Source organism: Gordonia jacobaea (assembly GCF_001186365.1).
Classification (GTDB): domain Bacteria; phylum Actinomycetota; class Actinomycetes; order Mycobacteriales; family Mycobacteriaceae; genus Gordonia; species Gordonia jacobaea.
This window is the reverse complement of the sequence record NZ_LDTZ01000025.1, coordinates 15,571-31,757: the sequence shown is the minus strand read 5'-3', so window position 1 is coordinate 31,757 and position 16,187 is coordinate 15,571. Positions and strand designations below refer to the sequence as shown.

General features: G+C 64.1%; 19 protein-coding genes and 2 tRNA genes. 8 read left to right on the top strand and 13 right to left on the bottom strand.

Annotation, left to right across the window (positions count from 1 at the left end):
- Positions 1–3 precede the first annotated feature (3 nt).
- The gene (gene acpS / locus ABW18_RS20775) at positions 4–396 is read left to right on the top strand and encodes a holo-ACP synthase AcpS (protein WP_049700952.1); all 393 of its coding nucleotides are present in this window, start codon (positions 4–6) and stop codon (positions 394–396) included.
- 36 nt (positions 397–432) lie between these two features.
- On the opposite strand, the gene ABW18_RS20770 is transcribed toward acpS, so the two are convergent.
- Complete coding sequence (locus ABW18_RS20770) at positions 433–1,053, bottom strand: TetR/AcrR family transcriptional regulator (protein WP_049700951.1); 621 nt, start codon at positions 1,051–1,053, stop codon at positions 433–435.
- A 36-nt stretch (positions 1,054–1,089) separates the two neighbouring features.
- Positions 1,090–1,560, bottom strand: coding sequence for a thioredoxin-dependent thiol peroxidase (bcp, locus tag ABW18_RS20765; protein ID WP_049700898.1), 471 nt, complete (start codon positions 1,558–1,560; stop codon positions 1,090–1,092).
- A 244-nt stretch (positions 1,561–1,804) separates the two neighbouring features.
- On the opposite strand from bcp, the gene ABW18_RS20760 reads away from it, so the two are divergent.
- From ABW18_RS20760 to ABW18_RS20750, 3 genes are all read left to right on the top strand, one after another.
- On the top strand, positions 1,805–2,026 hold the full coding sequence (locus ABW18_RS20760; RefSeq protein ID WP_049700897.1) for a DUF3618 domain-containing protein: 222 nt from the start codon (positions 1,805–1,807) through the stop codon (positions 2,024–2,026).
- A gap of 56 nt (positions 2,027–2,082) precedes the next feature.
- Positions 2,083–3,300, top strand: coding sequence for a L,D-transpeptidase (locus ABW18_RS20755; RefSeq protein WP_049700950.1), 1,218 nt, complete (start codon positions 2,083–2,085; stop codon positions 3,298–3,300).
- Positions 3,301–3,392: 92 nt separating this feature from the next.
- Positions 3,393–3,465: transfer RNA gene (locus ABW18_RS20750), tRNA-Lys, on the top strand.
- A gap of 97 nt (positions 3,466–3,562) precedes the next feature.
- Here ABW18_RS20750 and ABW18_RS20745 read toward each other — a convergent pair.
- Positions 3,563–4,984 (bottom strand): MFS transporter, encoded by a 1,422-nt coding sequence (locus ABW18_RS20745; protein WP_049700896.1) that lies wholly within the window; start codon positions 4,982–4,984, stop codon positions 3,563–3,565.
- A 40-nt stretch (positions 4,985–5,024) separates the two neighbouring features.
- On the opposite strand from ABW18_RS20745, the gene soxR reads away from it, so the two are divergent.
- From soxR to ABW18_RS20730, 3 genes are all read left to right on the top strand, one after another.
- Positions 5,025–5,498 (top strand): redox-sensitive transcriptional activator SoxR, encoded by a 474-nt coding sequence (soxR, locus tag ABW18_RS20740; RefSeq protein WP_082937943.1) that lies wholly within the window; start codon positions 5,025–5,027, stop codon positions 5,496–5,498.
- Between the two features lie 133 nt (positions 5,499–5,631).
- The gene (locus ABW18_RS20735) at positions 5,632–6,837 is read left to right on the top strand and encodes a L,D-transpeptidase (protein WP_049700895.1); all 1,206 of its coding nucleotides are present in this window, start codon (positions 5,632–5,634) and stop codon (positions 6,835–6,837) included.
- A 70-nt stretch (positions 6,838–6,907) separates the two neighbouring features.
- Positions 6,908–8,050, top strand: coding sequence for an acyl-CoA dehydrogenase family protein (locus ABW18_RS20730; protein WP_049700948.1), 1,143 nt, complete (start codon positions 6,908–6,910; stop codon positions 8,048–8,050).
- A gap of 18 nt (positions 8,051–8,068) precedes the next feature.
- On the opposite strand, the gene ABW18_RS20725 is transcribed toward ABW18_RS20730, so the two are convergent.
- Positions 8,069–8,905, bottom strand: a complete 837-nt coding sequence (locus tag ABW18_RS20725; protein WP_049700894.1) for a helix-turn-helix transcriptional regulator — start codon at positions 8,903–8,905, stop codon at positions 8,069–8,071.
- Positions 8,906–9,091: 186 nt separating this feature from the next.
- On the opposite strand from ABW18_RS20725, the gene ABW18_RS20720 reads away from it, so the two are divergent.
- A complete protein-coding gene (locus ABW18_RS20720) occupies positions 9,092–9,835 on the top strand; it encodes an SDR family oxidoreductase (protein ID WP_049700893.1) in 744 nt (247 codons plus the stop codon).
- Positions 9,836–9,862: 27 nt separating this feature from the next.
- Here the strand turns inward: ABW18_RS20720 and ABW18_RS23040 are convergent, their stop codons facing one another.
- The 9 genes from ABW18_RS23040 to ABW18_RS20680 form a co-directional block, all read right to left on the bottom strand.
- Positions 9,863–10,024 (bottom strand): hypothetical protein, encoded by a 162-nt coding sequence (locus ABW18_RS23040; protein ID WP_197494508.1) that lies wholly within the window; start codon positions 10,022–10,024, stop codon positions 9,863–9,865.
- Between the two features lie 36 nt (positions 10,025–10,060).
- Entirely contained in the window at positions 10,061–11,239 is a 1,179-nt protein-coding gene (locus ABW18_RS20715) for a PE-PPE domain-containing protein (RefSeq protein ID WP_053117548.1), read from the bottom strand.
- 132 nt (positions 11,240–11,371) lie between these two features.
- Positions 11,372–11,812 (bottom strand): winged helix-turn-helix transcriptional regulator, encoded by a 441-nt coding sequence (locus tag ABW18_RS20710; protein ID WP_049700892.1) that lies wholly within the window; start codon positions 11,810–11,812, stop codon positions 11,372–11,374.
- Between the two features lie 3 nt (positions 11,813–11,815).
- Positions 11,816–12,562 (bottom strand): alpha/beta fold hydrolase, encoded by a 747-nt coding sequence (locus tag ABW18_RS20705; RefSeq protein WP_083444484.1) that lies wholly within the window; start codon positions 12,560–12,562, stop codon positions 11,816–11,818.
- Between the two features lie 151 nt (positions 12,563–12,713).
- On the bottom strand, positions 12,714–13,316 hold the full coding sequence (locus ABW18_RS20700) for a hypothetical protein (protein ID WP_049700890.1): 603 nt from the start codon (positions 13,314–13,316) through the stop codon (positions 12,714–12,716).
- Between the two features lie 100 nt (positions 13,317–13,416).
- The gene (locus ABW18_RS20695; RefSeq protein WP_049700889.1) at positions 13,417–14,043 is read right to left on the bottom strand and encodes a response regulator transcription factor; all 627 of its coding nucleotides are present in this window, start codon (positions 14,041–14,043) and stop codon (positions 13,417–13,419) included.
- The gene (locus ABW18_RS20690) at positions 14,040–15,206 is read right to left on the bottom strand and encodes a sensor histidine kinase (RefSeq protein WP_049700888.1); all 1,167 of its coding nucleotides are present in this window, start codon (positions 15,204–15,206) and stop codon (positions 14,040–14,042) included. The genes ABW18_RS20695 and ABW18_RS20690 overlap by 4 nt, the downstream gene beginning before the upstream one ends.
- 5 nt (positions 15,207–15,211) lie before the next feature.
- Entirely contained in the window at positions 15,212–15,829 is a 618-nt protein-coding gene (locus ABW18_RS20685) for a TetR/AcrR family transcriptional regulator (RefSeq protein WP_049700887.1), read from the bottom strand.
- Between the two features lie 181 nt (positions 15,830–16,010).
- Positions 16,011–16,086, bottom strand: a tRNA-His gene (locus tag ABW18_RS20680).
- Positions 16,087–16,187 lie beyond the last annotated feature (101 nt).

The following is a 16,187-nucleotide window of genomic DNA, read 5'->3' as shown; positions in this document are numbered from 1 at the left end:
GCGATGGCCGTACTCGGGGTGGGGATCGACGTCGTGTCGATCCCGGAGTTCGGAGACCAACTCGAACAGGTCGGCACGAACTTCGTCGAGAGATTCACGGTGGGCGAGAGACGTGACGCGGCAACGGGTACGGGTGAGGACGCCCGTCACCTCGCGGCACGGTGGGCGGCGAAGGAGGCGGTGGTCAAGGCGTGGTCGGTGAGCAGATTCTCGCGCTCGCCGTTGCTGCCCTTGATCCGGCACAGCGATATCGAGGTCGTCACCGACACGTGGGGCCGTCCGGCGATCAGGTTGTCGGGGGAGATCGCCGAACACCTCCGTGAGACGACAGTGCACATTTCGCTCACGCACGACGGGAACACCGCTGCCGCGGTGGCGATCCTGGAGGGGAGCTGACCGGCCGGTGCGCAATCCGTGTGCGGTGCAACGGATTCAGCTACCGGTCGACTCCTCGAGTAGGAGGTAGCCCGCGAGCATGCGCTTGAGTTCGTCGACCGTTGCGTCGTGATCGTGGCCGTCCTGCACCGAGAAACTCAACAGCGAGTACGCGGTGTGGACGAGAACCTGAGCCATCATCTCCCGGCGGCGTCCCTGCGAGGGGATCAGCGGCGCAAGAAGGCGAGCCACCTGCTCGGCGAGTACGCGCTCGTTGAGTGTCGCCGTCGCGCGGGTCGCAGGGGTCGACTGGACAGCGAGCCAGACCGCGCGGCGCGATGGATCGTCGCGCCAGAGCGTCGCGAGATGGTCGAGGAACTTCTCGAGAAGGTTCGGCCATTCGAGCGAGGGCACCTCCGACGCGAAGGCGGCGAGCTCCTCACGGACGCCGACTGTGTCCTGTCGGTCGAGTTCGCAGACGATGACGTACTTGTTGGCGAAGTACTGATAGAGGGTTCCGATGGGAACGCCCGCGCGAACGGCGATTTCCTCACAGGTGAGCGATTCGAAACCCACCTCGGTCAGCAGATCGCGCGCCGTCGCGAGCATCGCGGAGAACTTTCGTTTGCTGCGCTCCTGCGTAGGGCGTTTGCGCGGCACCAGGGGTTCGGTACTCATCGGTTCGATCAACTCGGTTCGATCAGCGCCTGTGGGTCACACCGACAGGTCGCGCCTGAGCTTGGCAACGTGCCCGGTGGCACGCACGTTGTACTGCGCGAGCTCGATGGTCCCGTGGTCGACGAGGAACGTCGACCTGATCACGCCCGTCACGGTTTTGCCGTACAGCTTCTTCTCGCCGAACGCTCCCCATTCGGTCATAACCGACTTGTCCGGATCTGACAGCAGGGGAAACGTCAGACCCTCGGCGTCGGCGAACTTGGCGAGCTTCTCCGGCTTGTCGGGGGAGATACCGACGACGGCGATACCTTGTCCGTCCAGTTCAGCGAGGTTGTCGCGAAAGTCGCACGCCTGCTTGGTGCAGCCGGGCGTCGACGCCGCGGGGTAGAAGTAGACGATGACCTTGGTATCGGCGTAGTCGGAGAGCGATACCGTTTCGCCGTGGGCGTCGGTGAGTGTGAAGCCGGGCGCGGTGTCGCCGACGGCAAGACGGGATGTGCCAGACATGGTCGTCAGGCTACCGATAGGGCAGGTCGACCGGGTGATCGACCCTCAGCCGGGCAAACCGGGCACCTCCTCGACTCGCTCGTGCAGGACGAGGCTCGCCACGTCGCGATGACGTATTCTCGACATGTCGTTTGCTCTGTCGACGCGCGCGCGCCTGCCGTGGCCGCTGCGTCGACGGCGTTCTGGCGGAAAGACGCGGATCGGTGAGTCCGCATGTGTAGTGAAAAAGTCTGGGAGGACAACTGTGGCCGGCGACACCGACCGTATCGAACAGGACATCGTGCAGGCGCGCGAAGACCTGGCCAACACACTTGACGAACTCGCGGTTCGGGTGAGTCCCGAAAGGCTTGCCGACTCCGCGAAGACCAAGGTGATCGCCTTCGTCAACAAGCCGGCGGTCAAGATCTCGCTCGCGGTTGCCGGGGCAGTCGTCTTGGTTGGCGTCGTCCGCAAGGTGATCGCGTGACGCGTGCTCGTCGCTTCAAGGCTTCAACTTCTTTGAGTACTTCAGAAACTTCTTTCATTGGTCTGAGTGGGCAGAAGTCGTCCCGTTCGCGCGTACGCCGTGTGGGTGCGCTCGCGGCGGCCGGTTTGGTTGTTGTCAGTGCGGCGGCGTGCTCTCAGTCGCCGGAGTATTCCGACACGGTCACCAATGCGCCTGCGCTGCAATCGTTTGCGCAGCCGACGATCTCGGTGACCGGATGGCGTGACCGTCCGATGTCCGACCACGCGGTCGGTGTCATGCCTGGCGCCCCTGTGAAGGTCGCGGCGCAGAACGGCAGTCTCACGTCCGTCGTCGTGTCGGGGCCTGATGGTCCGGTCGCAGGCAAGGTGTCGCCCGACGGCGGTACCTGGGTGTCGAGTCAGCCGCTCGACTTCGGTGGCGATTACACGCTGACCGCTGCGGCGAAGGGCGTCGAGGGCGATGGTGCCCGCAAGATCAGCTTCACGACGGCTTCCGCGGACTCGCTGGCATCGGCGTCGTCGGTGGTCGAGGACAACGAGACCGTCGGTGTCGGCCAGACGGTTGCAATCAACTTCGACACCCCTGTCGCCAACAAACTCAACGCGCAGCGCGCGATCACGGTGACCGCCGACCCTCCGGTCGAGGGTGCCTTCTACTGGCTCAACGACAGCATGGTGCGTTGGCGCCCCGAGCATTTCTGGAAGCCGGGCACCAAGGTGCACGTCGCGGCCAACCTCAAGGGCATCGACCTCGGTGGCGGGGTATACGGCAGCAACAACCTCGAGACCAACTTCAAGGTGGGGCGCAGTTTTGTCGCGGTCGCCGACGACAAGACCAAGAACATCACCGTCTCGATCGACGGCAAGGTCGTCAAGACGATGCCGACCTCGCTGGGCAAGGATTCGACGCCGACCAACAACGGCATCTACATGGTCGCCGAGCGTGAGCCGAGCGTGATCATGGACTCCTCGACGTACGGGGTGCCGGTGAGCTCGCCCGGTGGCTATCGAGAGACCGTGTATGACGCGACTCGAATCTCGTTCAGCGGCATCTACGTTCACTCCGCGCCGTGGTCGCTTGGCGACCAGGGCGTCGACGACGTGAGCAACGGATGCCTCAACGTGAGCCCCGACAACGCGGAGTGGTTCTTGAACAACGCACTCCGCGGCGACATCGTCATCGCGAAGAACACCGTCGGCGAGCCGTTGCCCGGCGACGACGGCCTCGGTGACTGGAACGTTCCGTGGGATGTGTGGAAGAAGGGCAACGCATGAGTTCCCGTGCGGGAGAGGCCAAAAAGGGCTTGTGAACAGGCGATTTCACTTCTGAGGCAGTGACCCTGTAAGGTTCTTTCTCGCACGGCCAAGCGCCATTAGCTCAATTGGCAGAGCAGCTGACTCTTAATCAGCGGGTTCGGGGTTCGAGTCCCTGATGGCGCACAGCGAACGCCCCTCACCGTTTCAACGGTGAGGGGCGGTTTTCTTTGTCGGCCCATCACCGTCGATAGCCGATCACCGATTGCCTAACCCGACGACGCTAGCGCCGGATGGCGACGGTGATCGCCACGACGCCGAGGGCGCCGAGCGCTGCGAGTCCCGCGCCCATGGTCATCGCCCCTGCGGCGCCCGGGCCACCGACGACAACCAACACCCCGACCAGTGCGGACGAGATCGCATTGGCGATGAGTTCTGCGGTGCCGACCCCGGCGGCGGCCTTCGACCCCTCGACCGGATCATCGGTGCTGCGCATCGCCGCGACGCTCAGGTGCGGGAAGGCGAGTCCGACACCCGCTCCGGCAAGCAGGAGCCCCACTACCCAGATGACGGCGATCCATCCCGCGTTCGCGTGCAGAGTCGCGGCGAACAGTGTCAGGCCGATGGTCATGAACACCGGGCCGAGGACCATGAGTCGCCTTCGGGTCCGTTCGCTGTCAACACTCGCGCTGAACAACTGCACGACACTCCAACCAATCGACACGGTGGCACCGAAGATTCCGGCGACGAGGGGCGACATCCCCGCGAGTTCCTGCCCGAACTTGGGGAGAAAGATCTCCGCCATGGCCGCGGCACTGAGGATGCCGAGAACGATGTAGAACCACTTCAACGGATTACCGCGCTGATAGGTGATGTGCGGCAACACCGGAGACGACGCGCGGCGATCCACCATGACAAAGGCCCCCAGGAGTGCCACACCGGAGACGAGTGCGACGACGGTTGGTCCGCCGACAGGCACGACCGCAGCGATACTGAATGCTGTCGCAGCCAGAACGAGCACCGTCAGCGATGGCACCGGAACCCGGCCGAAGTCGTCGGATTCCGCACTGCGCCTGGGCAATCCGCGTACCGAGAGCACACCCAGGATGATCGCAACGACGGCGAGCAGCCAGAATGCTCCCCGCCAGAAGTTGATTTGGGCGAAGACGCCGCCGATGGTCGGTCCGAGGAGTGTGCCGAGCCCCCACATCGCCGAGACCAATCCCGTGGCGCGTGTCCAGAGATGTTCGGGGAGTGCATCGCGGATCACGGCGTAGCCGAGCCCGGCGAGGAGTCCGCCTCCGAGCCCTTGCAGCACCCGTGAGGCGAGGAGGAGTTCCATGTTCGGTGTGAGCGCGGCGCCGACCGAGCCTGCTGCGAACAGCAGGAACGCGATCAGGTAGGCGCGTGCTGCGCCCCATGATGCGAGCGAACGAGCGACCAGCATCGACGCCAGTACCGATGCCACCATGAATGTTGTTGTCACCCATGCGAAGTAACGATCTCCGCCGATGTCGTCGACCGTCGACGGGAGGAGTGCGGCGGTCACGAAGGTGTTCATCGCGTACACCGCGATACCACCGGCCAGGACGAGCGAGGCGGTGATGTGTTCGGCGCCGAACAGTTCGCGCCAGCTTCCGGATCGTGTGCCTGCGGATGCGTTGTCTCTGGAATCCCCAGGCGTTCTAGTATCTTCGGTCGTCATGTCGGCTACGCTAGAACCTGAACTAAAGTTGAGGTCAAGCGTGAACGAGATCAAACCAACCCCGACCGATCTGCTCACCGTCGGCGACGTTGCCCGGCGCACGGGAGTCGCGGTATCGGCTCTGCACTTCTACGAGCGCGAGGGGTTGATCTCCTCGACACGCACCTCCGGAGGCCAACGACGATTCGCTCGGCACGTGATCCGGCGTGTGTCTGTGATCCAGGTGGCCAAGCGCATGGGTATCCCGCTCGCCGAGGTGGCCGAGGTCTTCTCCGAGCTGCCGCAGGATCGCATGCCGTCGAAAACCGATTGGCGACGCATCGGGGAGCGGTGGCGCGGCCGGCTCGAAGCTCGACGCAAAGAGATCGAGCGCATGGAAGAAGAACTCGTGGAGTGCATCGGATGCGGGTGTGTGTCCTTGCGGAGTTGCCGGGTACTCAACCCCGACGACGAACTCGGCGTCGACGGTTCGGGCCCGCGGCTGCTACCGGCAATCGATCCTGAAGACGACTGAGCCATGTCGGGCGACTCGGGCATTCGGTAGATCTCGTACACTGGTGGCGCGCCGTCGCGCACAGTCATTTGATCCATGTCTGCGGTTCCACACAACGGGACCGCAGATCGTTTGAACATCGGGCAGGAGTCACATGGGGAGCGGTCGTATCCAGCGACGCGGGTTGTTGATCGTTGGAATGGTGGTTGCCGTGGCTGCGCTGCTGAGCTCCTGCTCGCAGACGGCGAAATACTCCGAGAACGTGCAGAGTTCAGCACTTTTCGGCGATCTCCTCATGCCCGGCGTCGAGATCACCGAGTGGGCCGACCGGCCTCTGATCGATCAGGCGGTCGGCATTCAGCCCGGCGCGCCGATCACCGTTCAGGCCAGCGAGGGCGCCCTGACCAACGTGCGCATCGACAAGGCCGACGGCACGCCGTTGCGCGGAAGCCTCAGTGAGGACGCGACGCGATGGACGAGTGCCGAGCCCCTCGGCTACGCGCGCAACTACACCGTGCAGGCCGACGCCAAGGGCATCGGCGGCACGAGCACCAAGCGTGTCTCGTTCACCACACGAGCGCCTGCCAATCTGACACAGGCGTACCTGACCCCGTCGAACGGTGAGACCGTCGGTGTCGGCCAACCGGTCGCCGTGAAGTTCGACGAACCCATCCCTGATCGCAAGGCCGCCCAGCGCGCGATCACAATCACCACCAACCCTCAGGTCGAGGGTGCCTTCTACTGGATCAGCGATACCGAGGTCCGCTGGCGGCCGAAAGAGTATTGGAAGCCGGGAACGAAGGTCTCGGTCGCGGTGAACACCTACGGCATCGACCTGGGTGATGGCCTCTTCGGTCAGGAGAACCTCAAGTCGAACTTCACCGTCGGGCGTTCGATGGTCGTGACCGCCGACGACCGCACCAAGCAGGTTGTCTTCAATCGCGACGGCAAGGACATCCGCAGCATGCCGACATCGATGGGCAAGCCGGGTACCGAAACGGATAACGGTGTGTACCTCGTGTCAGACAAGCACGACCACATCATCATGGACTCCTCGACCTACGGCGTCCCCGTCGGTTCCGCAGACGGCTACCGCACTCCGGTCGACTACGCGACACGGATGTCTTACAGCGGCATCTTCTTCCACTCCGCGCCGTGGTCGGTGTGGGCGCAGGGCAATACCAACACGAGCCACGGGTGCCTCAACCTCAGTCCCGACGACGCGCTCTGGGTCATGCAGAACACGCTGCGCGGCGACCCGGTGGTGGTCAAGAACACCGCAGGCGGGACGCTCTCGGGTACCGACGGGCTCGGCGACTGGAACGTTCCGTGGGCCGTTTGGTCAAAGGGCAACGCCTAGCAAGTACTGTGACACCGGCCACTGTTACGATCGGCGGTGACATTGTTTGCCGACGATCGAGGTGTACAGCATGGCCGAGCGCTCCCCGTGGGAAACCGACGACCTGACAGCGGTGCGCGATCTTGCTCGCAGTTTCTGCGAGAAGGAGATCAAGCCGAATATCGAGAAGTTCATCGAGCAGCATCACGTCGACCGTGAGCTGTGGAACAAGGCGGGTGACCTCGGCCTGCTGTGCATGTCGATTCCCGAGGAGTACGGCGGAGGCGGCGGAACGTTCGCCCACGAGGCGGTGCTGATCGAGGAGCAGGCGCGCATCGCGGACTCGTCGTGGGGCGCGAGCCTTCACAACGGGATCATCGCCCACTACCTCCTCGCCTACGGGTCGGAGGAGCAGAAGCGCACCTGGCTCCCGAAGATGGCGTCGGGCGAGGTCGTCGGGGCCATCGCGATGACCGAGCCGGGTACCGGATCGGACCTGCAGGCCGTGAAGACCAAGGCGATCCGCGAGGGTGACGAGTACGTCATCGACGGCTCGAAGACCTTCATCACCAATGGCGGCCAGGCTGACCTCATCATCGTCGTCGCCAAGACCGACGTGAGTGAGGGTGCCAAGGGAATCTCGCTCGTCCTCGTCGAGGCCGATCGTCCCGGGTTCAGGCGTGGTCGTGTGCTCGACAAGGTCGGGCAGCGCGGACAGGACACCTCGGAGCTCTTTTTCGACGGTGTTCGCGTGCCGACGTCGAACCTGCTCGGCACCGAAGAGGGTCAGGGCTTCATTCAGCTCATGCATCAGCTCCCGCAGGAGCGTCTGATCATCGCCGTCGCGTCGACCGCCGGGATGGAGGTCGCGCTCGAGCACACGCTGGCCTACACCAAGGACCGCACCGCATTCGGCCGACCCATCTTCGGTTTCCAGAACACCAAGTTCAAGCTCGCAGAGGTCGCCACCGAGGCGCGCATCGCCCGCGTGTTCACCGACGATTGCATCATCAAGCACCTCGACGGCAAGCTCGACATCCCTACTGTCGCGATGGCCAAGTGGTGGACCAGTGAGCGGGCGATGGCGGTGGCCGACGAATGTCTGCAACTCTTCGGTGGCTACGGGTACATGAACGAATACCCGATCGCGCGCATGTGGGCCGATCAGCGGGTGCAGAAGATCTACGCGGGCACCAACGAGATCATGAAGGAGATCATCTCGCGCAGCCTCTGAGGCCGAGAGGTTGGCGGTTCAGTCGGCGAACGCCGCGAGCATCGCCAGTTTCTCGTAATCGGACGAGCCCGGCACCGCGGTGTAAACCAATAGTGCTTGAGCGGTGCTCGGATCGAACAGCATCTGGCACTGCACCTCGATGACGCCGAGTGAACCGTGCACGATTCGCTTGTCGGTGTCGGTCAGCGTGACGCCGACATCGTGCCGGTGCCACAGCTCTGCGAACTCGGTGCTCTCGGCGAGTAGTGCGTCGGCGACTTCTGCTGCACGCGAGTGTGGTCCGAGCCGCGTGACCGCCTCCCGCAGTCTGGCCGTGTGCGCCCGCGCATGCAGGGCGTGATCCTCGGGGAGAAAACGCGCACGGGTGTCAGCGTCGGTGAACCATCGATAGGCAATCGATCGGCTCAACCCGGTGAAGACACTGTCGTCACCGACGAGCGCGGCAGCCAGCGGGGTCTGTACGAGAGTCTCACCGGCACTGTTGACGACCATGGCCGGAGTGTCGGTGAGGCGGTCGATGATGCGCAGCATCCCGGGGGAGATGTGATCATCCCGGCTGAGGTGGTCGGGCGCGTTGTGTCCTGCCAACCGGAACAGGTGGTCGCGTTCGGCGAGTGACAGGTGCAGTGCCCGCGCAATGGCCGTGACCATCTGGTCCGACGGCTGCGGCCCACGTTGCTGTTCGAGTCGCGTGTAGTAATCGACCGACATTCCTGCGAGCGCCGCGACCTCCTCGCGCCTGAGCCCCTGTGTCCTGCGGCGTTGTCCGACGCCGAGGCCGACGTCGGCGGGTTGCAACGACTCCCGGCGCCGACGGAGGAACTCGGCGAGGCCCGCTCGATCGACGGTGCTCACCTTGCTCGCTTCGAGGGCATCGGCTTGTCAGTCATCTCTCCAGGGTGACCGATCGGACGGAGGTGAACCAGGGATTGTCGGTCCCCGGATATCGGGTGCCTTGTCGGCGTCGTACGAGAGGAGTGAACTCGGAGTCAGAACCGAGGAACGGCGCACGGCCGGACCACACGGCAACGAGGAGACGACATGAAGACAAGCGGCAACACCATTTTCATCGCGGGCGCGACGTCGGGCATTGGACTCGGTCTCGCGCTGAGGCTGAAGGAGGCGGGCAACACGGTCCTCATCGGCGGGCGTCGTAAGGAACTTCTCGACCAGATCGTCGCCGAGCACCCCGGGATCGAGGCGGTCCGCATCGACACCACCGACACCGACGACGTCACTCGCGCGGCCGCTGAGGTGACTCGACGTTTCCCGGAACTGAACGTGGTCGTCGCGATGTCGGGGATCATGCGGGCCGAGGACCTCACGACTCCCGACTTTCTGGAGACCGCGGCTCTGGAGGTCGACACAAACATTCTGGGACCGCTACGTCTGGTCGCGGCCTTCACCGATTCGCTGGCCGGTAAGGACGGGGCGACCTTCATCACGGTGTCGTCGGGTCTGGCGTTCACGCCGATGGTCGGCACCCCCACGTACAGCGCCACGAAGGCGGCCATCCACTCGCTATCGGAGAGCCTTCGGATTCAATTGGCGGACAAGGGTATCGCTGTCCTCGAACTGGTCCCGCCGGCCGTGCAGACAGACCTCATGCCCGGACAGGCCGACGCCGAGTGGGCCATGCCGCTCGACGAGTTCCTCACCGAGGTGATGAAACTGCTGCCCACCTCGGAGCGCGAGATACTGGTCGAGCGGGTCAAGCCGCTGCGGTTCTCCGAGGTGTCGGGTGAGCACGACCAACTTGTGACGATGCTGGCCCACCTCGGTTGATGAGGGCCGCACCCGGGTTGGTCGAGGTCACTTGCGATCTTTGATGATCTTCTTTACCTCGTCGGCGTCGATGTTCTTGGCTATGAGCTTGCCGCTCTTGGACTTTCGCACTGAGTACGTGTCCTTTTTCTTGCCCGGCGCAACGTGGAGCCCCGACTTCTTCGCGGCCTTGTTCAGATCTTCCAGCACGGGTGCAGATCGTAGAGCATGAAAGTAAACACCGCGCTACGACGCTGCGCCCACCGCTCCCGCGGTCTCAGCTGCCGTGTGCGAGGTGTCCTTGGCTGAGGCATCGGGCTCTGCGGTTGCGTCGGGCACCGAGGTCGTGTGAGGCGTCGCCGCAGGGGCCGCTTCGTTGTTGCCGACCGCGCTCGCGGACTCAGATTGCGTGACTTGCGTTGTCTGCGAAGGCGCGTCGGAAACGGATTTCGAGGTGCTGGTCGTCGCGGGTTGCGTCGTCGGCGTCGTTGCGAGGGAGTAGGTGGTCGGGGCGGTCGCGGCGAGTGGGGCCGGCGCCGTCAGAAGCGCCGTCGGGCGCTGCGACGTCGCGAGCTTGCTCGAGACGGTGACAGAGTTGCTGCTCCTCGACGACGAGGTGGGCGATCCCTCGGGTAGTGGAAACACCGGTGTGGTCTGCGGAGTGAATCCGCTCCGGTCGTACCCGGCGTCGACGATCTTCTTGAGCGCGGGATTGAGCTGGTCTGCCAGAGCGTTCAAGCCCAGCATGCGCAGGGGTTGGAGGAGGGGGAGATTGTCGGTCGGCACGAGCACGTAGGTTGTGTCGTCGACCGTCTTCACCAGGTTGCGGGGATCGTTGATGTCGACGCCGGTGTAGTCGGTGTGGACCAGCAGATAGCCCGCGAATGCGTTTGCGACGGCCAGTGCGTTGAACGGATTGGTGGGGAAGTCGGACTCCAGGTCGTACTCGCGACTCACATCGATGACCCGATACCCGGTCTTACTGGGAGTCGAGGCGCCACCGGTCGCCCGTGAAAATCCGCCGATCGCACGTTGCGGATTTCCGAACACTATGAACGTGAGATCGTCGCGACTGGGAGCATCCGCGTCGTGCGCGTGCGCGGCCACCCACATCGTGACGATGTATCCGGCCTGCGAGTAGGCCATCACGATCTTCTTGCCCGACGTCGAGGCGATCGCCTTCTGCAGGTTGACGGCTCCCTGCTGGAGCGCCACCGAACCGATCGACGCGGACGGGTATTCGACGGCCTTACACACGTTCGGAGATCGGCAGAGGTCTCCGCGTAGTTCCTGGCTCATCGGGGTACTGACCACCAGCTGATTGCCTGCGACGGTCAGAACAGTCGCGGCAGAACCGTTCGGCGCTGTCGCGACAGCCGCTATCGTCGCGCTCAGAATTGCCGTTGCCGCCAGCCGATGTCGCATGCGCGCTCTCGATTCGTTGTGCGACGCGCCCGATGCCGCATCGCTGAGCGGAAACGGCCGACGAGGTGGGCCGATCTTCCTGGATCGAGACTTTAGAACGCCAAAGCGCAACGCGCCACCAGAGCGCGGAGATTACATCGAGTCCATGGGGGCGCTGGGTGAGTGCTCGGAGCGCAGGGCGTCCATGAGATGCGTCCACGCCGTCGGAGGCTCGTATGCGAGTTCAGCGACCACGTCGACCTTGTCCGGATCGGCCGGGTAGTGAGCCGCACCCCACTGCGCCACGGTGGCGACGACCGGGACGAGGTCGATGCCCTTGTCCGTCAGCGTGTACCGGGCCTTCTGTCGGTGCGTGGGATCGTCCTCGCGGGTGAGAATTCCAGCCGTCGTGAGTCGGTCGAGCCGGTCGGCCAGGATGCTGCTGGTGATGTGCTCTTCTGAGCCGCGGAGAAGTTCTCGGAAGTGCCTACGGTCGGCAAAGATGATGTCGCGCAGCACAAGTAAGGTCCAGCGGTCTCCCAGAATCTCGACAGCGAGGTTGATCGGGCAACGGGAACGATCTGTCGTGGCCATGCTTCACTCCTGTCCTTCTCCGTAGCGGACCACTTCACGGGCGATGAGGTCGACGACGTCGTCGGGCCTCGACAGCATGGGCCAGTGTCCGCTCACGAGATGCTCGACCCGCCATGCCTTCGGGACACCCGGGTCCGTCGCGCGGCTTGCGGTCGAGATGTCCTCAGGCGACAGGGTGAAGTATGTCGTGGGCTGATCCGAACTGGCGGTATGCAGCCGCGCGGGGTCGGTGACGGTGTGACCTGGGTGCAGCGTGAATCGCTCGGCAAGTAACGTCCGGTCGGCATTCGTGAGGTCCCGTTCGTGTTCGAGCATGTGTGGCTCGGGTGGCAACCATACATCTCCCGCATCGACGATTGCCCGGCGCTCGTCCTCGCGTGCCGACGGAGAGTGTCCCCAGCCGTCGAGCAGGGAACGTCCATCCTCGGGCATGAAGCCTCCGAAGTGAACGAGTCCGACGACCTGGGCGCCCACACGGTCGGCAACCTGAGCGGTGACCATTGACGAATATGAATGGCCGACGAGCACAACGGGATTCGTGCGACGAGTGACAAGCGCGACGACCTGATCGACGTGGTCTTCGAGATGGACAGCGGCGATGGCTGCTCGGGGCAGGTTGGTCTCGAGACCGCGAAGGGTCACCGCCTCGGCTTCAATTCCTCTGCGGCACAACTCGTTTGCTGTTGGCTCCCACACCCAGGCTCCCGTCCATGCGCCTGGCACCAAGATCACGGTGGGTTGACTGCTCATCGTTGACACCTTTCTCTAAACTGCTCGTGTTTCGCGATCAGTTAAAGGCTATGGCAACTGGTCGCGAAACACAACCAGTTGGCGAGGGGTTCGATAGCGGCGAAGGTTCCACGCATAGGGCAGTCAGGTGTGGGCATCCCGGTGGGGCCGGTCAGAAGGGGCCGAGCCAGGCGATCAGAAGCAGCGCGACGCCGAGGCCGAGGTCGAGCATGAAGCAGGCCTCGGCAAGAGAACGCGGCACAACCTTGTTTCGGACGAAGTAGATCACGTCCCAGCCCGCGTGCCCGATGGCGCCGAGTGCGGCCAAATACAGGGCGGCGACGGGATTCACCACCATGGCGGTGAGCGCGATTGCGCTGAATCCTCCGAACGCCAGGGTTTGTGCCGTGAGTTCACGGCGGTCGATGTTGCGGCCGCGGAGGAAGCCGAAGGCGGCGAAACCGGCGCCCATGACGAGCAGGGTCGCGGTGGGGTCGAGTCCGGTGAGGCGTGCGAGGACGACGGCGATGCTTGCCACCGCGACCACGACCCAGCCGCTGTGTTGACGGCCGATGGCACTCGCGGCCAGGTAGCACATGGAGGCGATGACGATGATCATCGCGGTCACATGGGAGTCTGCTCCGTTAGTGACGTTGAAAAGCAGAGCGGCCAGACCGAGGAGTGAGGGCCAGCGCCCCAGGACATGGCGCCCTATGCTCCCGTTCTGGCCTGCGTTGTGGTGGCTGTGATTCTCGAGATGAGTTTGTGTGTTCATACTCGAAAGTCTCGGCCCGGCTCGTGCCCGGCCAACCCGTGAATCGGTCACGAATTTTCCGCGGAATTCCCGGGGCGGCACAGCCGAATCGTGTTCGCGCTCACGGCGCAAAATCCACCCACCCGTTCTCGCGGGCTATTCGGTAGGCGCCGGATCGATTGTCGACGCCGAGTTTTCGATTGATGGTCGCGAGATGGTTCCGCACGGTGCCGGTGGAGAGAAAAAGTTCTCGGGCGACATCGCGGACGGCGCGGTCTTCTTGCGCGGCCGCGAGGACCTGGGTCTCACGTGCCGTCAGCGGTGACGGTCGCATGGTCAACGCGTCTGCGGCGAGTACCGGGTCGACGTAGCGTTGCCCCGAGTGGACTCGCCTGACGACATCCGCGAGGGCGGTGGCGGGCGCTCCCTTGGCGAGGAAGCCTCGTGCGCCGGAGGCAAGGGCGGTACGCAGAGCATTGGGGTGCCCGTGGCCGGTGAGTATCACCCCGGCGCACTGCGGGAGTACCCGCTGCAGTTCTCCGATGACCTCGAGGCCATCCAGTTTCGGCATCTGTAGATCGACAACGGCGACTTCGGGCGTATGGAGCACAGCACGTTCGACCGCCTCCCTGCCATCGCGTGCGGTGGCGACCACGCGCAGGTCGGTCTCCCGCTCGAGTAGACCAACCAACGCCTCCCGGATCAGCTCATCGTCCTCGGCGAGGAGGACTCGGATTGACTCGTTCACGGCGCATTCCCGCTGTCGCGGGGCGATACCAGGCTCAGCTCGAAGCGGTTCTCTCCGATGGGACCTGCGACCAGACTCGCGCCCATGACTGCGCATCGCGCCGACAGCGCCGCGAGGCCGGTTCCGCCGCCCGTGCTCGTCTGTGAAGTCTTTCCTCCGGCCCCATCGTTGACTATCCGCATGGTCACCATGGAGGTCGTCGCGGAAATCAGAATCGACGCGGTACGAGCGTCGCTGTGGCGCAACAGATTTGTGACGGCCTCGCGAACGACCATCGCCAGAAGGTTGGTGACGGGTGGCGGTATGAGGTCTGGCTTCTCGACGTCGATCGTCGTGTCGATTCCGGCTGAGTCGAGCACGAGCCGTGCGGACCGAAGTTGAGTCGGGAGATCGATGGCGGATTCTCCATGGATCGCGCGTCGTGCTTCGTGAAGCGTTCCGTTCGCGAGTTCACGGATGCTCTCGCTTTCCGCAGCTGCTCGGTCGGGATCTTGCCGGGCGAGATCGGCTGCGAGCTCGGCCTTGAGCGCGATGACTGTCAGACGCCGCCCGAGCACGTCGTGCAACTCGCGGCCCACGCGTAACCGCTCCTGTGCGGCTGCGAGTTCGGTGTGGGCCTCCCGACCATCTTGAGCTGCCAGCCACAGGCGGTGAATCCAGACCAGGACATGACATGTCGCCCACGCGGCCAGGGCGCAGCCGAGAGTTGTGAGAAGGCTCGGGATCGGCGACCCGTCGAAGATTTCGCCGCCGAGTGCTGCGGCGCCGCCGAGTATCACCGCCGCGATCACGCCACAGTGCCAGGTGAGCAGCGCACAGGCGGCGATGGCGAAGCCGGCGAGCCATACCCAGGGCGTTTCACCCGACTCCGTCCACAGGTGAGTCGGCGTCCACAGCGCTGAGCAGACGATGATCAGCAGCGTCGTCTTCTGAATACCTGCGGCGAGCACGGGTGCGGGTTCGACCGCGTTGCGCAGAACGGTCAACAGAGCGAACCCGTACAGGATGAGTCCAGCGCCGTATGCCACGGCGAGCGGTGCCGTCGGGGGCGCGGTGGACGACATCGCCATCATCGGGGCCCACCCGAAACTGGTCATCAAGAAGCCGAGGACGATCCAGCGCGGACTTCGCCACGGCGGCAGGACGTCGACGAGTCGGGACATGATCGTCAGTCCGCTGGTGGGGCAAATGCGGGTTGAAGGATGGCATTGATGAAACGAGCCGCGTCCGAGGGATCAAGCCTGCCGGCGGTGATCTCATCGGCGGCGGCGTTGATGACGACGTGGGTGGTGGTCAGCAGCCAGCTCACCGGCAGGTCATCCCGGAACCTGCCTTCTCGCTGCCCTCTTTCCAGCAGGTTGCGCATGCGTGCTTCAACCGTCTCGTGCAGCTCGCGGATTCGAGCAGCAGGCAGTTCCTTCTGGGCGGCGGCGAGGAGACCACGGGCCTGATCGACGAGTGTCCAACTGGATTCGACGAGGCGGCCGAGGGCCTCGGCGGGATCGTCGTCGAGCGGCACTTCGGAGAGAACGTCGTCGCCTCGCTTCAGACTCTCGACCACGGCCGCCTCGATGAGCTCCGCGCGGGTCTTGAAGTGCCCATAGAGGGTCATCCGGCCGACACCGGCTTCGGCTGCGATGTCTGCGATGGAAGCGTCGGGATTCTTACGGAGAGCGATGGGAGTGGCCATTAAGATCGCGCCGCGGTTGCGTTGGGCATCGGCGCGTTGGTTGCTGGGACGGCCTTCCCTGCTCGTCGCAGCACCGGTGTGGTCCGTCGCGCTCATGTAGACCAACTCCTATCTCGTACGGGGAGATACGGGTTAGCATAGCCGGATACTCGTACACGGGTGCTTGATTTGGTCTCTGGCACGGCTGGCGCCGAGATCCGCCGAAGTCGCAGAAACGAAAAACGAGGTCCAAACCCGGACAGGGATTTCCCTGTCGCAGGTCTGAACCTCGTTCTTTTGGGGTGAGCGACGGGACTCGAACCCGCGACAGCCAGGATCACAACCTGGTGCTCTACCAACTGAACTACGCTCACCATCGGCATCGGAAACCCAGGAAGAACACTGGGTCCCAGAGCCAAGGTCATACTCTAGCGGTTCGGACGCTCCGAACTCCAATCGGTTGACTGACCTGTGC

Coding starts and splice junctions, on each gene's coding strand:
- acpS (WP_049700952.1), top strand. CDS start 4: ATGGCCGTACTCGGGGTGGGGATCGACGTCGTGTCGATCCCGGAGTTC.
- ABW18_RS20705 (WP_083444484.1), bottom strand. CDS start 12,562: ATGAGCAGTCAACCCACCGTGATCTTGGTGCCAGGCGCATGGACGGGA.
- ABW18_RS20685 (WP_049700887.1), bottom strand. CDS start 15,829: ATGAGCGCGACGGACCACACCGGTGCTGCGACGAGCAGGGAAGGCCGT.
- ABW18_RS20690 (WP_049700888.1), bottom strand. CDS start 15,206: ATGTCCCGACTCGTCGACGTCCTGCCGCCGTGGCGAAGTCCGCGCTGG.
- bcp (WP_049700898.1), bottom strand. CDS start 1,560: ATGTCTGGCACATCCCGTCTTGCCGTCGGCGACACCGCGCCCGGCTTC.
- ABW18_RS20700 (WP_049700890.1), bottom strand. CDS start 13,316: ATGAACACACAAACTCATCTCGAGAATCACAGCCACCACAACGCAGGC.
- ABW18_RS20745 (WP_049700896.1), bottom strand. CDS start 4,984: ATGACGACCGAAGATACTAGAACGCCTGGGGATTCCAGAGACAACGCA.
- ABW18_RS20735 (WP_049700895.1), top strand. CDS start 5,632: ATGGGGAGCGGTCGTATCCAGCGACGCGGGTTGTTGATCGTTGGAATG.
- ABW18_RS20770 (WP_049700951.1), bottom strand. CDS start 1,053: ATGAGTACCGAACCCCTGGTGCCGCGCAAACGCCCTACGCAGGAGCGC.
- ABW18_RS20710 (WP_049700892.1), bottom strand. CDS start 11,812: ATGGCCACGACAGATCGTTCCCGTTGCCCGATCAACCTCGCTGTCGAG.
- ABW18_RS20715 (WP_053117548.1), bottom strand. CDS start 11,239: ATGCGACATCGGCTGGCGGCAACGGCAATTCTGAGCGCGACGATAGCG.
- ABW18_RS20720 (WP_049700893.1), top strand. CDS start 9,092: ATGAAGACAAGCGGCAACACCATTTTCATCGCGGGCGCGACGTCGGGC.
- ABW18_RS20730 (WP_049700948.1), top strand. CDS start 6,908: ATGGCCGAGCGCTCCCCGTGGGAAACCGACGACCTGACAGCGGTGCGC.